12 protein-coding genes are annotated in these 14,496 nt (G+C 37.8%); 3 read left to right on the top strand and 9 right to left on the bottom strand.

Annotated features, from left to right (window positions below):
- Positions 1–307 precede the first annotated feature (307 nt).
- Entirely contained in the window at positions 308–1,627 is a 1,320-nt protein-coding gene (locus BW986_RS16845; protein ID WP_076368998.1) for an MFS transporter, read from the bottom strand.
- Positions 1,628–1,945: 318 nt separating this feature from the next.
- Here BW986_RS16845 and BW986_RS16840 point away from each other — a divergent pair, with 318 nt between their 5' ends.
- From BW986_RS16840 to BW986_RS16830, 3 genes are all read left to right on the top strand, one after another.
- Positions 1,946–2,551, top strand: coding sequence for a TetR/AcrR family transcriptional regulator (locus BW986_RS16840; RefSeq protein ID WP_076368997.1), 606 nt, complete (start codon positions 1,946–1,948; stop codon positions 2,549–2,551).
- A 132-nt stretch (positions 2,552–2,683) separates the two neighbouring features.
- Positions 2,684–4,114, top strand: coding sequence for an FAD-binding oxidoreductase (locus tag BW986_RS16835; RefSeq protein ID WP_076368996.1), 1,431 nt, complete (start codon positions 2,684–2,686; stop codon positions 4,112–4,114).
- On the top strand, positions 4,111–4,668 hold the full coding sequence (locus BW986_RS16830; protein ID WP_076368995.1) for an MFS transporter: 558 nt from the start codon (positions 4,111–4,113) through the stop codon (positions 4,666–4,668). Before BW986_RS16835 ends, BW986_RS16830 begins: the two co-directional genes overlap by 4 nt.
- A gap of 188 nt (positions 4,669–4,856) precedes the next feature.
- Here the strand turns inward: BW986_RS16830 and BW986_RS16825 are convergent, their stop codons facing one another.
- From BW986_RS16825 to BW986_RS16790, 8 genes are all read right to left on the bottom strand, one after another.
- Entirely contained in the window at positions 4,857–5,447 is a 591-nt protein-coding gene (locus BW986_RS16825) for a TetR/AcrR family transcriptional regulator (RefSeq protein ID WP_076368994.1), read from the bottom strand.
- A gap of 144 nt (positions 5,448–5,591) precedes the next feature.
- Positions 5,592–6,191: a nitroreductase family protein gene (locus BW986_RS16820; protein WP_076368993.1), complete on the bottom strand. Its 600-nt coding sequence runs from the start codon at positions 6,189–6,191 to the stop codon at positions 5,592–5,594.
- Positions 6,192–6,301: 110 nt separating this feature from the next.
- The gene (locus BW986_RS16815) at positions 6,302–7,279 is read right to left on the bottom strand and encodes a ring-cleaving dioxygenase (protein WP_076368992.1); all 978 of its coding nucleotides are present in this window, start codon (positions 7,277–7,279) and stop codon (positions 6,302–6,304) included.
- Positions 7,280–7,733: 454 nt separating this feature from the next.
- Positions 7,734–8,657 (bottom strand): DMT family transporter, encoded by a 924-nt coding sequence (locus BW986_RS16810; protein ID WP_076368991.1) that lies wholly within the window; start codon positions 8,655–8,657, stop codon positions 7,734–7,736.
- 566 nt (positions 8,658–9,223) lie between these two features.
- Positions 9,224–9,670 carry a MaoC/PaaZ C-terminal domain-containing protein gene (locus BW986_RS16805; RefSeq protein WP_076368990.1) on the bottom strand — a complete coding sequence of 149 codons (447 nt, stop codon included), beginning with the start codon at positions 9,668–9,670 and terminating at the stop codon, positions 9,224–9,226.
- Between the two features lie 200 nt (positions 9,671–9,870).
- Positions 9,871–11,337, bottom strand: a complete 1,467-nt coding sequence (locus BW986_RS16800; RefSeq protein ID WP_076368989.1) for a GntP family permease — start codon at positions 11,335–11,337, stop codon at positions 9,871–9,873.
- Positions 11,338–11,583: 246 nt separating this feature from the next.
- Positions 11,584–12,378 (bottom strand): enoyl-CoA hydratase/isomerase family protein, encoded by a 795-nt coding sequence (locus tag BW986_RS16795; protein ID WP_076368988.1) that lies wholly within the window; start codon positions 12,376–12,378, stop codon positions 11,584–11,586.
- Between the two features lie 177 nt (positions 12,379–12,555).
- On the bottom strand, positions 12,556–14,112 hold the full coding sequence (locus tag BW986_RS16790) for an acyl-CoA synthetase (RefSeq protein WP_076368987.1): 1,557 nt from the start codon (positions 14,110–14,112) through the stop codon (positions 12,556–12,558).
- Between the last annotated feature and the right edge of the window lie 384 nt (positions 14,113–14,496).

The following is a 14,496-nucleotide window of genomic DNA, read 5'->3' as shown; positions in this document are numbered from 1 at the left end:
ACTGTTTTCGCATACGTTGTTGCTATTTACCAAGTAAAGCGGTGTGGTTGATTTCCCCTCCAGTTGCTCGCTTTCCACGGGGCGGGCGGTGAGCCTCCTCTGCGTAAACGCCTGTGGGGTGTCACCTGTCCCGCTGCTCCCGCAGGAGTCTCGCACTTGCGCTCCAATCAACCTTAAATCGTTTCGTTATAAAAACAACAATCTTTACGAAAAGAGCCAAATATAAAAAGAAACATCATGGAAACGTTATGATTTCCAATAATGTTTCTATTATTGTCACTTTTAATCTTCAATACATTTAGAACCTTTATAATTGATTAATATTGACTTTAACTTCTTCTACGATGTTTTCATTTGAAGCACTTGTCAATTTTAATGATAATAGGGTGATGACTCCTATCATAAGTAATCCGGATAAAATAAACATCCCTTGAGTAAATGCAACAGTTCCGAGAATCATCGGTCCTACAAAACCGCCTAAAGCTGCAAATGAATTGACTATGGCTATTCCAACTGGCGCAGTGGACTCAGTGAAGAAAAATGTCATATAGGCAAAGAAACATCCACTGAACCCGTATAACCCGAAAGATGTGATCGTTAACATAAGTACCATCATAAAGACACTATCCGAAAAGCCGCACCCGATAAATCCGACAACTGCTATCATGAGGCAAACGAGCAAGTGTGATTTATGTTCATTGGTCCGATCTGAATTCCAGCCTACAAACATAATGGCAGGTATTCCGACCAATGATGGAATCATCGCTAACCAGCCAATTTCTAAATTGGTTGTTGCATTTTCCGATAAAGATTTTATAATGGTTGGCATCCAGAATGACAATCCATAGATAGATGTGTAACCTGCGAAATAAAAAAGGGCCAACTTCCAGATTTTCAAATCTTTCAGCATATCAAGCTTAGTGACTTTATTTATTTTCGAACTAACCTTTCTTTCCGCACTCAATTCCCCTTCTAACCATTCACTTTCTTCCTTAGATAACCATTTAGCGTTGGTCGGTCTATTAGTTAAATAGAAAACAACAACAATTCCGATCATAATGGCCGGAATGCCTTCAAGGATGAACATCCATCTCCAGCCTGCCATACCTAACCAGGAAATATTGTCAAGAATCCATGTCGACACAGGTGCACCAATCAATCCGCCAATCGGTAGGGCTAAAAGTAAAACCGCTGTTGCCCTTCCTCTTTCGCGGGCCCTGAACCAATAAGTTAAATACAAAATTATACCTGGGAAAAAACCAGCTTCGGCGACACCTAATAAAAAACGGAGAATATATAAATGCATCGTTGTTTGCGCAAAACCTGTCAATATTACCACGAGTCCCCACGAAATCATTATACGGGCAATCCATATCCGAGCTCCCACTTTATGCATGATCATGTTGCTTGGAACTTCAAAGAAGAAATAGCCTATAAAAAAAATGCCTGATAGCAATCCAAAAACTTCAGCGGATAAGGCTAATTCTGCATTCATTTGTAAAGCAGCATAGCCTAAATTGACCCTGTCCAAGTAAGCAATGATGTATAGGAGCAAGATAAATGGAAGAATACGTTTCATCGTTTTACCGATCGTTCTTTTCTCTATTTCGCCAATGGAATGATTCATGATTATTTCCTCCCTTTTCATGCTACTATTTCCCAAAAAATAATTCGTTTACCGCACATCTCTTCTCCTGTTTCCCGACACTCTGGTTCATTCATAGGACCAACAATTTATCCTGATACCACTTCCCTCCATTTACATATACTGAATCCAACAACATTTTTGTAAGCGCTTTCCAAATACACAAAATGAAATTAAGAAAGCGTTGTGATTATTGATGATCTACGTTAGATTAAATAGACCACCAATCAGTTAACTAGACTGTAGTCTGATATTAAACTAAGCAGGAATATTCTGTCAATTATCATTTGGAGGTTTTTTATGATTGAACCCAGAAAGAAACAGCTTAGGGGAGAAAAGACTCGTGAAAAAATTTTAAAAATATCTTTAAAGCTATTTAGCGAAAAAGGTTATGATAAAGTTACCGTTGACGAGATCGTGAAAAAAAGCGGCACATCAAAAGGGTCATTTTACCAACACTTTTCAGCGAAATCGGACATTTTTTTAGCGAGATTCATAGAAGTCGATGATTACTATCGCGAAGTCTTCCGTTCGTTCCCAGTCGATATGGACGCTACCGAGAAATTGTTTATTTTCATACGCAAATTGATGCGTTTTCTGGAAGAAGAAATGGGCAAAGATTTAATGAAAGTGATTTACAGTTCCGCTTTAGATTCAAAAGAACATACTTATTTTTTAAATTCGAATCGCTCACTCTTCCAAATTATTCGTTCATTAGTTGAAGAGGCGAAAGAACAAAACGCCATTGACACTGATCAATCAGTTAACGAAATTTCACAACTTATCACCCAAAGCCTGATGGGAATCATCTATCATTGGGGATTAAACAACTCAGAACAAAGCTTGGAATCGCTATCCATACCGCTAACCAAAACAATCATTGATGGGCTGAAAACGAAGAACTAATACATAAATCAAAGGGTTCGTTTTCAATCACACTGAATGGTCAGGGTAACTCCATTAATCTATAAGTTCATACATTTTCATTATTCAAATGAGTGTCAGACATATTAAACGAGGAGTCGAAAGCTAGATATCATGAAACAATTTTTCTTTATCATCCTATATACACTATTATTTGGATTATCACTGCAGGCTTTTAATTTCAAGCTTGACCACCCTATTGCAGAAGATATCAGCCGTCTGATGCCAGTTAAAATGAAAGCGATAAAGGCAGAAGATAGTGAAGAAGCAATCAAAATGGTCGTTTTGGATGCAAAAAAAAACGATGATCCCATTTCCATTGCCGGTATGCAACATAGCCAAGGAGGTCAGACATTATATCCAAATGGGATCCTGCTCGATATGAAGCACTATGATAAAATACTTGATTTAGATGTAAAAGAAAAACGCATCACGGTCCAAAGCGGAGCAACCTGGGCTGCTCTCCAGGAATATATCAACCCATATGGACTTGCACTGAAGGTCAGTCAATCTCAAAACATTTTTACCATTGGCGGTTCATTGAGCGTTAATGTCCATGGCCGCGATATCCGTCATCATGCCTTGATAGAAACCGTGGAATCTTTTAGGCTGCTTAACGCAAAAGGCCAAATCCTAACAGTGAGCCGCGAAGAAAATTCGGAGCTCTTCCATTCGGTTATTGGCGGGTATGGTTTGTTTGGAGTAATACTCGATGTAACACTCCACCTTACCGATGACGAACTTTATAAAATTAAAACCAAATCACTCCATTATGATGAATATACTTCGTACTTTAAAAGAGAAGTTCTTCAAAACGATGATGTTAAAATGCATCTTGCAAGAATATCTGTGGCTCCTGACTCCTATTTTGATGAAATGTATGTAACTGATTATCATAGAGCAAATGACCAAACACAGCTATCTAACTACAATACTCTCAAACGGGAAACGATCATTGCCGTGCCTAAATTCTTTCTTGGACTCTCACGTTATAATGACTGGGGTAAAGAAAAGTTTTGGGAAACTCAAAAAACCTACACGGCCAATATTGATGGTAACTTGGTTTCGAGGAATAATGTGATGCGGTCGGACTCAGCCTTTATGGATTACAGCAACCCCACCAAAACTGAAGTACTGCAAGAATACTTCGTTCCGATTGATCAATTTGCTGATTATATCGATGATTTAAGAAAAACCTTATCTGATGAAAAAGATTTTAACTTATTAAATATTACAATACGTTATGTGGAGCATAATGAAGAATCACTCATGTCCTATGCCAAGGATGATATGTTCGCTCTTGTAATGCTCATCAATCAAGGGACTGATGACGAAAGTAAGGCAAATACCGGAAGGGTCATCCGAAACATGATTGATGTGACGCTTGACCATAACGGCAGCTACTATTTGCCCTATTATGGGTATCCAACCAAGACACAATTATTTGAAGCGTATCCGCGTACTGAGGAATTCTTTCAATTAAAGAAGAAATATGATCCTGATAATCGCTTCATGAATCTTTTCTATGAGGAGTACCATCCATGAATTATAAACGTTTTGTTTTTTACCAAGGCACTGTTGGAATGGCTGCCAGCATGATTTTCCCTTTTTATATTTTGCTAATCAAAAATGTAGGCACCAGTTATTCGCAATTCGGGTGGGCTTATGGAATATTCTCATTGACTGCAGCACTAAGCTATCCTTTTATCGGAAAATTCACTGACAAAGCCGGTGACAAAGCATTTCTCCTTTTCTATTCATGGGGGATGGCACTAATCCATCTTGCCTTTCCTCTGGCATATGAAATTTGGCATGTCTATCTCCTGCAAATCATTATGGGGGTACTTGGGGCAGTACAAAAAAACACAGAAAAAACGGTACTTGCAAGGTATGTTACGAAGAAAACGGCGGGTGAGGAAATTGGAAACTACCATGTTTGGACATCCATCGGTGCTGCAGCTGCGGTGATTGCAACCGGATATTTAGTCGACTTTTTAACGATCGGCAGCATCTTTTACATTGCTTCCTTAATGTTTGCCTGGAGTGGATTCATTATAATGAAGATGGAAAAAATCACACCACAGCCGTTGGATGAATGAATGAATGTAAAAACACGCCAGCCTTCTTTTGCAAAGACAGGTAACAGCAAAGCAACAGGCTCTCTTAACTAAAAGATTGCCTGTTGCTTTGTTTTTTATATAGTTTGGCCAGCCTTTGTGAATTCTTCTGCTTTTTTGGGAAAAGCACTTGGAAAATGATTTTAATATAGGAATATCTTAAAAATATATTAAGGGGTTAAAGCCCTAGTGAATATGGTGACACTCTCTTTGATAAAATCATCCAATGATATGCTTGGAAAGTCTGCATTGGTTTCTATCTCGTTCATATAAGCACCAAAATGCATCATCATAAATGATAAGGCTTGCAATTCAGGATTGGACCGAATGACTTTTCCTTTTTCCGACATTCCCCTTAAATAATTGGATAAGATCATCAATAATTGTTGAGGATGCTTTTGCATTTTTTCGTGTAAACCAGGCAAATTAACTTGCTCTTTCATTCCGATTTGAATCAGCTTTCGGTTATGGTTCATAATTTCATGATACTTTCGACTGATCAGAAGCAAATCCTGAGACAAATCAAAAACGAGTTTCCCCTCAAAAAGGCTTCTCATCTCTTCAGCATAATGAAATCGGTCAAACGCGGTTTCAAGAAGGTTTTGTTTGCTGCCGAAATGGCGAAATAGCGTCTTTTCGCTTAAACCCGCCGCATCAGCTATTTCTTGGGTGGATACGCCATTGTATCCTCTTTCTGCCATAAGATCTATAGCAGCGATCATAATTTTATCAGAAGTGTCTTGTTTTCTATTACCATTCATTTAAATACCCTCTATCATCAATCTTATGTCAGTATCGACTGACGTAAATATATAATATGACATTGTCATTGTCAAGATATCGCGGAACAACGAAAAAAAGAGCCAATCAGGGTTGGCTCTCTGTTGAGATATTTAGCATCTCACTCATTTATAAAATTTTATACGCTCCTCAAGTGGTTTGAATTCTTTATCACCCGGTTGAGATGTTGGATTTCCAAATGGCATTTGCGCAATCAATTTCCAATTGCTCGGAACATCCCATTCTTTTTTCACATCATCATCTATTAGTGGATTATAATGCTGTAAAGTTGCTCCCAATCCTTCTGATTCAAGTGCAGTCCAAACAACTAATTGATGCATGCCTGATGTTTGTTGTGACCAGATTGGGAAGTTATCGGCATACGTTGCAAATTGTTCTTGAAGTGATTTCACAACAGACTCATCTTCAAAGAATAATATTGACCCATATCCCGCTTTAAAGGAATCCATTTTTTGTTGAGTGCCAGAGAAATCCCCCTCACCAACCGCCTTCCTTAAAGCCTGCGTCGTAATATCCCATAATTTATCATGGGCAGAGCCTGTCAAAACAACAAGGCGGGAAGATTGGGAATTAAAAGCCGATGGCGTGTGTTTTACCGCAAATTCAACAATATCTTTAATTTTCTCATCCGATACTTGGACCTCTTTATTGATTCCATAATATGAACGTCTCTCTTTAATCGCCGTGTAAAAATCTTTTGTCATGATTCATTCCTCCAGAGCATTTTTTCTATTTCAAATGATTATTCCATTTATTATTTCTACCTATTTTAGTATGGGCATAAACCAATATATCATTCGCTAAAGGTTGTCAATTATTCTTTATTGAATTCCTTGGTGCTTCTTACAGTATCAATGGGACGGACCAACTTTTCAATTTGATCCCTTTTCGGTTCCAAGAACGGTGGTAAAGATAACTTTTCCCCAAGCGTTTCATACGGCTCATCCCCCATAAATCCAGGACCATCCGTGGCAAATTCGAATAATATTTGCGGCGCCACTCGTACGTAAAGCGACTCAAAAAAGTGACGATCAACATAACCGGACGTATGGAATTGGAAGCTTTCCATTCGTTTGATCCATTCTTCCAGAACGGAACGGTCTTCAACACGGAAGGCTGTATGGTGAACAGTCCCAAAACCCTGCCGTGCCTGAGGAAGGATCGAATTATGCTCAACAATCACTTGTGCACCATTCCCACCTTCCCCTACTTCAAATAGGTGAAAAGATCCTTCCTTGTCTATTTCTTTGAATAATAGAACTTTTTCCATCATTTCTTTAAAATAATCGAAGTTGGCGATCCGAATGAAAATTGGTCCTAATCCTGTAATGGCATATTCCAGGGGAATCGGTCCTTTTTGCCAAGGAATCCCCGCTGCAACCCCTTGATTGTTTTCATCGGAAATCAATTGATATTGCTGATCATCAAAATCCACAAATGAAATGATCTTTTTACCAAACTGTTCCTGGATCCCTGTATTCTTTACTTCCAAACGGTCGAATCGCTTAACCCAATACTCCAATGCCGCATCATTCGGTACACGGAAGGATGTTTTTGAAATCTCATTAGTCCCATGCACTCCTTTAGGAATACCAGGAAAATCAAAGAATGTCATGTCAGTACCTGGACCGCCAACATCGTCGGCAAAAAACAGGTGATAGGTTTGGATATCATCTTGGTTAACTGTTTTCTTGACTAAACGCATGCCTAATATATTTGTGAAAAATTCATAGTTCTTTTCTGCACTGCTTGTTATGGCCGTTACATGGTGTATACCTTTTAATCCATTCATAAATTATTCCTCCCATTAAAACGATTCAATTTTTGGATGTTTAGCTTTTGAATTAATCCCCAATATTTTTCCTTCAAGAAGAGTGGCTATTCATTAAAGGGATTGGATAAGGTTTCATTATTATCTTGAATTAATATATCTTTACTTAAAGATAATTTAACATGAATAAAATTCGCTGTCAACCACATTATCTCAAATTAATATATCTCAAAGTCAAAATAAATTCTAAAAAATTTTGACAATTTTCAATTGAATCTAATTGTTTTTCGAAAGAATCATGGGAACAGAATGTCTTTTCTAAAGCAAATGCCATTCCAAGGGGTTACTGTCTATAGATATAATTCGCGGCAAAGACGATCAATCAATTGTTTGTAAAATAGAATCAGTATTTCAATACAAAAGCCCACCAGGTAAAGACAAAACCTTTACGTGAGGGCTATTTCTTTTTGGTTTCTTATTTTACATGACGGAATTCCGCTTGTTTTCCGGATGAAGAGTTAGCACCATCTTTTTCTTTTGACTTTTTAGAAGAAAGATAAACCCCTGCGAAAATAATCAGCAGGCCAATAATTACATTAGGATTAATCGCTTCTCCAAGCAGGACATACCCCCAAACCATAGCGCTTGCAGGAATAAGGTATGTAACCGTTGCGGCTAACTCTGGGCTGCCATTTTTATTGATGTAGAAATAGATCAGCTGGCCGAGCCCAGAGCCAAAGCATCCAAGACCGACTATGGAGAAAATCGTTAGCGGGTCCATCAACATCACTGGCTTAATCGGACCTGTTATTAACATCCCTATCAAACCGATAAAGGCACCCGTGAGCAGCGTAAACGTAGTAATGACCAATATGCTGGTACTGGAAAGAAATCTTTTCGTATATTGGCCGGCAAAACCATAACAGGTGGATGCAAGCAGCATTGTCCCGATCCCGATGAATTCCTTGCCGAAAAGCTGACCGACTTGAAAATCCATCAATACTAGAATTCCGAAAAAACCGATAAGAATGCCCATCCATTGTCGGGCGGTTAAAACATAAGAAAAAATGATAAATCCGATGATCCCCGTCCAGATCGGAGTGGTGGCATTAAGAATCGATGCCGTGCTGCTGTTAATCTCTGTTTCACTTAAAGCAATTAAACCCCATGCTAATCCGCAATTGAAGATTCCGACAACAACCAGCGCTTTCCATGGCAATCCCCAGTTGATTTCACTGCGCTTCCACCATAAAATGGGAAGCAGAACAACAGCACCCGCCAAACAGCGGAGAAACACAATCCCCCAAATTCCCGCTGGCGGGAGCAGCCACTTCATGAAAACGAACGATAAACCCCATATCAAACTAAGGCCGATTAAAGCCCCGTATAATCGAAGCATGATGTTCCCCCCTTCCTACTTTCTTATTATGACAAACATTGTTATGGATTTCATATAAAATCTTGCTATTTAAGAACTTGAAAGTTATTTTCCGCCAAATTGGATATAGAATAAACAAAACCTTATAAAGGCAAAAAAAAATGCCGCAGATTTCGAATCAAATGAATGATGAGGATAAGCCATGCTTTTTCCTATTGCAAAAGAATGTTCGAACGATACATGCTGCTGCTTTATCTTGAAGGTAAAACCATCAGTGAAATTGCCAAAACGACTAAACGAACGGAGTCAAACGGTCACAACCATGTGAATAAATATAAGTGCTGGAGGCATTAAAAAAGGCAAACCAGTCTATAGGCTTGCCTTAAAAACGCAACATGTTATTTCGTTTCCTCCTACCGCCCGTTTATATTCAGTGCTAAATTTTGGTGTAATACATTTACTCCGAATTTCCTCTTCTATCTATTAGCTAATTCGATTGACTATACTAATGATAGTGATAGTAGTCCAAAGCTCGTATTACCTTTTCAATTATTTTTATGTTTGTCGCCTAATAAATCAAGTGACTACTATATTTTTTTTACATTGGCATCAGAATTGACCATTATTTTCATGTTGGCTATGGCTACAGTTTCTCCGGTTTGTTTTTTTATTTCTTGGATGACTGTCACAACACCTTGATAGCCTTTTTCAAAAAGGTCAATCACCTTTAATTCTACATGTATCGTGTCCCCAACAAAAGTTGGGTTTATAAACCGAACTTTCTCCAAACCGTAAAATGCAACAACGATTCCCGGTTCAAAATGAAATAAGCCGGTTGCAACCGAAAGTATAAGCATTCCGTGGGCTATGCGTTGCTTAAATTGTGTATTTGCTGCATACTCCTTATCAGTATGGAGAGGAAACCAGTCACCGCTAAATGCAGAAAACATTACTAAATCAGCCTCGGTTATAGTACGTCCTTTCGACATCCATGTTTCTCCGATTTCATATTGATGAAAATATTTATTAAACATTACTTCATCCCCCTTTATTTGTGATTGAATCATCAGTCGGAAGATTCTGATATTAAATATTAAAAGACTATATAATTTAGTGTTATTTCTTATAATCAACACGAATAAAAATTTTTTCCTTTAGGATACATATTATTCCAAATAAATAGCGGTTAAAGCTAGAAATAGAAATGTATATTCCTATGTTCAACGGGAAATGGTTAAACGATTGCAAACAAGCTGAATATACCAATTACAAAGAATACAGCAAGTGTCTTTATAATGGTAATAACAAAAATGTCTTTATATGCCTGGCGATGTGTGAGTCCAGTAACAGCTAGAAGAGTTATTATAGCTCCGTTATGTGGCAAAGTATCAAATCCACCTGCTGACATAGAAATGACACGATGTAAAACTTCCAACGGAATGTCAAAATGAGCAGCAGTTTGTATATACGTATCCGCCATTAAACTCAACGTAATGCTCATGCCACCAGATCCTGATCCAGTGATGCCACACAAAACATTTGTCATGATCGCCCCATTAATTAAAGGATTCGAAAACATTCCAGTGAGATAATCCTGTACCACAGTAAAGCCGGGTAAAGCTGCAATCACACCTCCAAAGCCATATTCGGTTGCCGTATTCATGGTTGCTAGCAATGCCCCACTAATGCCTATATTAATACTCGTATTGAAATTTAATTTAACAGCTTTAAAGTTTAATAAGACGATGGCTATTATTCCGAGAATAAGAGCCATCTCTACAGACCAGACACCAATAACTTTAGACATATCGACAATACCATAATCTTTTAACCCAATCGTAGCAAAATCGAATCCTTTGGCATACCAAAGAGGAAAAGACTCAGTAAAAAACTTATTCATCACTCCGACTAACACCAACGGAATAAAAGCAAGCCAGTCTTTTCTACTTATAGCTTTTTCAGAATCCATTCCCAACTTGTTAGTCGTTTCCACTGATATAGCAGAACTGGCTGCCATTTCTGCTTCAGCAGCTTCCTTATCAATAGCTTTATCACCAATTCCAAAATACCCTTCACCGTTTCTAGCTGCCTTATGTCGACAATGATTTAAGTATAAAAGGCTCAACGAAATGATAAATATTGCCCCAATGATCCCCAATGTCGGTGCAGCATAGATGTCAGTTTTAAAGAATCCCGTCGGAATGACATTCTGAATTTGTGGAGAACCTGGAAGTGAATCCATGGAAAAGGTAAATGCACTAACTGCGATTGTCGCAGGAATTAATCGCTTTGGAATATTAGCCTCGCGAAACAGCTGAGCAGCAAATGGATAGATGGCAAACACTGCAACAAACAAACTAACTCCGCTATATGTCAGGATTGCGCCCATTATCACAATGGCTAGAATGGCTTGTTTAGCTCCGATAAAACGGACAATAATTTTAGCTATGCTTTTTGCAACACCACTTATTTCAACCAATTTCCCAAAAATAGCACCTAGTAGAAAAACCGGAAAATATAATTTAACAAATTCGACCAACTTAACCATAAATATATTAGAGAAGAAAGGTAAAACATGTCCAGGATCCGTTAAAAATACAGCAAACAAAGCGCACAATGGTGCAAAAAGTATAACGGAAAATCCCCGATATGCTAGAAACATAAGTAATCCTAGTGAAATAATAATAATCATTACATCCAACTCGACTTCCCCCTTTTTCTCAAAATATAATATGTTATCATTTGTTGCTGGTTTGAATGCTTTGCCCCAAGATTTATTGGCATTTTAGGACAGTTTTCCGGTGCACATTTAGTTAATAACTCTAATTAATTTCCCGAGTAAATCCACTGTTCCTATTAAACGATTTTGTTTATTAACAAAGATGAGTTACTTTAGAATTTGCTTTTTTAAAAAAATGGGACTTGACCTGGATTTGGTCATGGGGGATTACTGATCAATGAAGTTTGGATCTCTTTTATTGATAAAGGCTTCAACTCCTTCCTTTACGTCCTTAGTCTGAAAAACATGACCAAAATTTTCAGCCTCAATCACGAGTCCATCTTCAAGTGTTTGTTCATAACCATAATCAATAGAATGCTTTGCAAAAGTTAAAGATTGTAAAGAATAATTGCAAATACATTTTGCCATTTCCTTTGCTTTTTCTAAAGATTCGCCCTTTGGCACAACATGATTAACAAGCCCTATTTGTTTGGCATCTTCTGCATTCAGTGGCTCTCCAGTAAAGATCATTTCTTTTGCTTTGGCTTTACCTATCAGTCTAGGAAGTCTTTGAGTTCCCCCTGCACCTGGAAACAATCCTAATTTAATTTCAGGAAGACCAATCCTAATATGTTCCTCCGCAATTCGAATATCACAACTTAAGGCAAGTTCACATCCTCCACCTAGTGCTAACCCGTTGATTGCAGCAATAGTTGGTCGAGATAACCGTTCAATTTTATTAAGTGGTTTCTGAAGCCAAAGTGATTTCCCCTTTCCTTCTTCCACTCCTTTTCCAATCCATTCCGGAAATTCTTTAATATCTCCTCCAGCAACAAAAGCTCTTTCGCCTTCACCGGTAAGTATAATGACCTTAATATTGTAATCGCTTTCAATTTCATCCACCACAAGATTCAATTGTTCTATTACATCTGCGCTCAATACATTAACAGGTGGATTATCAATAATAATCGTTGCAATATTACCCTGTTTTGACCATGAAACAACTTGATCCTTATTCTTCATCAGCTTTCCTCCTAAACCTAAAGTGTACATGTGGGTTCCAAATGCTCTGGCATATTTAAAAACGTGAATCAGTGGGTGCCCCAGATATTTATGAGAGAATCCTTTGTGGTTGTGTGACTTTTAAAACAAAGTGAAATAATGTATTCACAAAACCTTTTTCACCCCTCCATAAACCCCTTATTTATCCATTCCACTAAATTGTTTACGAAGAATAAACTTTTGAACCTTCCCAGATGGGGTACGTGGTATTTCATCAACAAATGTGACCTTTCTAGGTTTTTTGTAGCTAGCAAGATGTTCCTTACAATAATTAACAACATCTTCCTCCGTCAGTTTGGCTCCTTCTTTTTTAACAATAACAGCACATACAGCCTCAATATATTTGGGATCAGGAATACCAATTATTGAAACTTCCTTCACTTCCTCATGGCGGTATAAGACATCTTCAATTTCCGCTGAGTAAATGTTTTCACCACCGCTCCGAATCATATCTTTTTTTCTGCCTGCAATTGATAGATACCCATCATGATCGAATTTTCCCATGTCTCCTGTTTTACACCACCCATTCACAAATGTTTCCATAGTGGCATCTGGTTTCCTCCAATACCCCTCAGACACCGCTGGACTTTTAATAGTAATTTCACCAATTTCACCAACTGGCAAAGGCGTCCCCTCTTCATCGATAATATTTATTTCTGTAAGTGGCATCGGCTTTCCAACGGTATGGCTTTTTGTAAAAGCATCCTTGGGTTCAAGCGAAGCCGCAATTGGCTGTCCTTCAGTTAACCCGTAAACTTGAACAACTCCAATTTGAGGATACCTCTTTTTTAATTGTTCCAGTGCCCATGGCATAAGCGGGTCACCACCTGTATAAATAGTTTTTAAAGATTTAAGCTGATACTTTTCAATTTCAGGCAAATTTAGCATTTCATAAATCATGAAAGGGAATAAAAAAGAATCGGTCACTTTTTCCTCTTCAATAACGGAAAGAATTCTTCCAATCTCGAATTCTTGGCTTTTTGTAATTATTACCCTTCCACCCATCAGTAGAATGGGAAGTGCAATATCTTCCATCGCTCCAACATGGTATAGTGGCCCTGTCGTCATCGCAACTTCTCGCCCTGTAAATTTCCATTTCAGAGCTTGTATCGTGGAAAACCAGAAAGTTGTATCATGAGTCCAAATCGCACCTTTAGGTCTTCCCGTTGTTCCTGAAGTGTACATAAGCATAACTGGATCGTTTAATTTAATGTTATCGACTTTGACCTCATCTACCGAACCACTTTCTAAAACACTCCATGACTCAGACCAACCTGGGGATGAGCCATTTCTATGAGGAAGACAAAAATAACGTTCAACAGAAACTTGATTACAAACTGATTCCAGCTGATTGGCTAAGTTAGAATGGAAGCACAATATTTTTGTCTGTGAATCATTTAATGCATACTCAAGCTCAGCACTTGAAAGTCTAAAATTAAGTCGAACTGCAATTGCACCGATTTTCGCAATGGCAAAATATAGACTAAAATATTCAAGACAGTTGTATAGCAAAATACCGACACGATCCCCTTTTCGCACTCCAATTTCGTAAAGCTTGTTTGCATACGCATTTGATATAAGGTGGAGATCCATGTACGTCATCGACTTTCCTACTTCTTCTTTTATTGCTATTTTTTTAGGATTAATATTATTTAAATCATTCGCCATTTTTCTTGTGATAAAACCGACATCCAATGAAATTCCTCCTTTTTAATTAAAAAAATATAGACAAAATTCAGGCTGCAATGCCGCTAAATAATGTTCTAATCAATTCTAAAACTTTCTAAACGGGGCCCTCTTACAAGCCATTAATTTGACCACTCGTCTTTATCGTTTTCTTTCCTCCTTTCTTCTAATTTTGAATGCAAGATTCATTCCAAAACCGAAAAAACCCTTACTGACTTACAGTCCTTAATAATCGCGAAAAACCCAATAACTTATTTTCTGGTTTTTCGGAAAACAACCAAAAAAAATCAACTGAAGTAAGATCAGCTGATTTTTCATTCATTAATTTTCATAATTTATAGCCTTGTTTCTCCTTTAAAGTGAACTCTATCAACATTAATACGGAAATTAAAA

The organism is Peribacillus simplex, assembly GCF_900156045.1.
GTDB classification, from domain to species: domain Bacteria; phylum Bacillota; class Bacilli; order Bacillales; family DSM-1321; genus Peribacillus; species Peribacillus simplex_D.
Note: the sequence above shows the minus strand (reverse complement) of the source record. Positions and strands in the feature narration are given on the sequence as shown.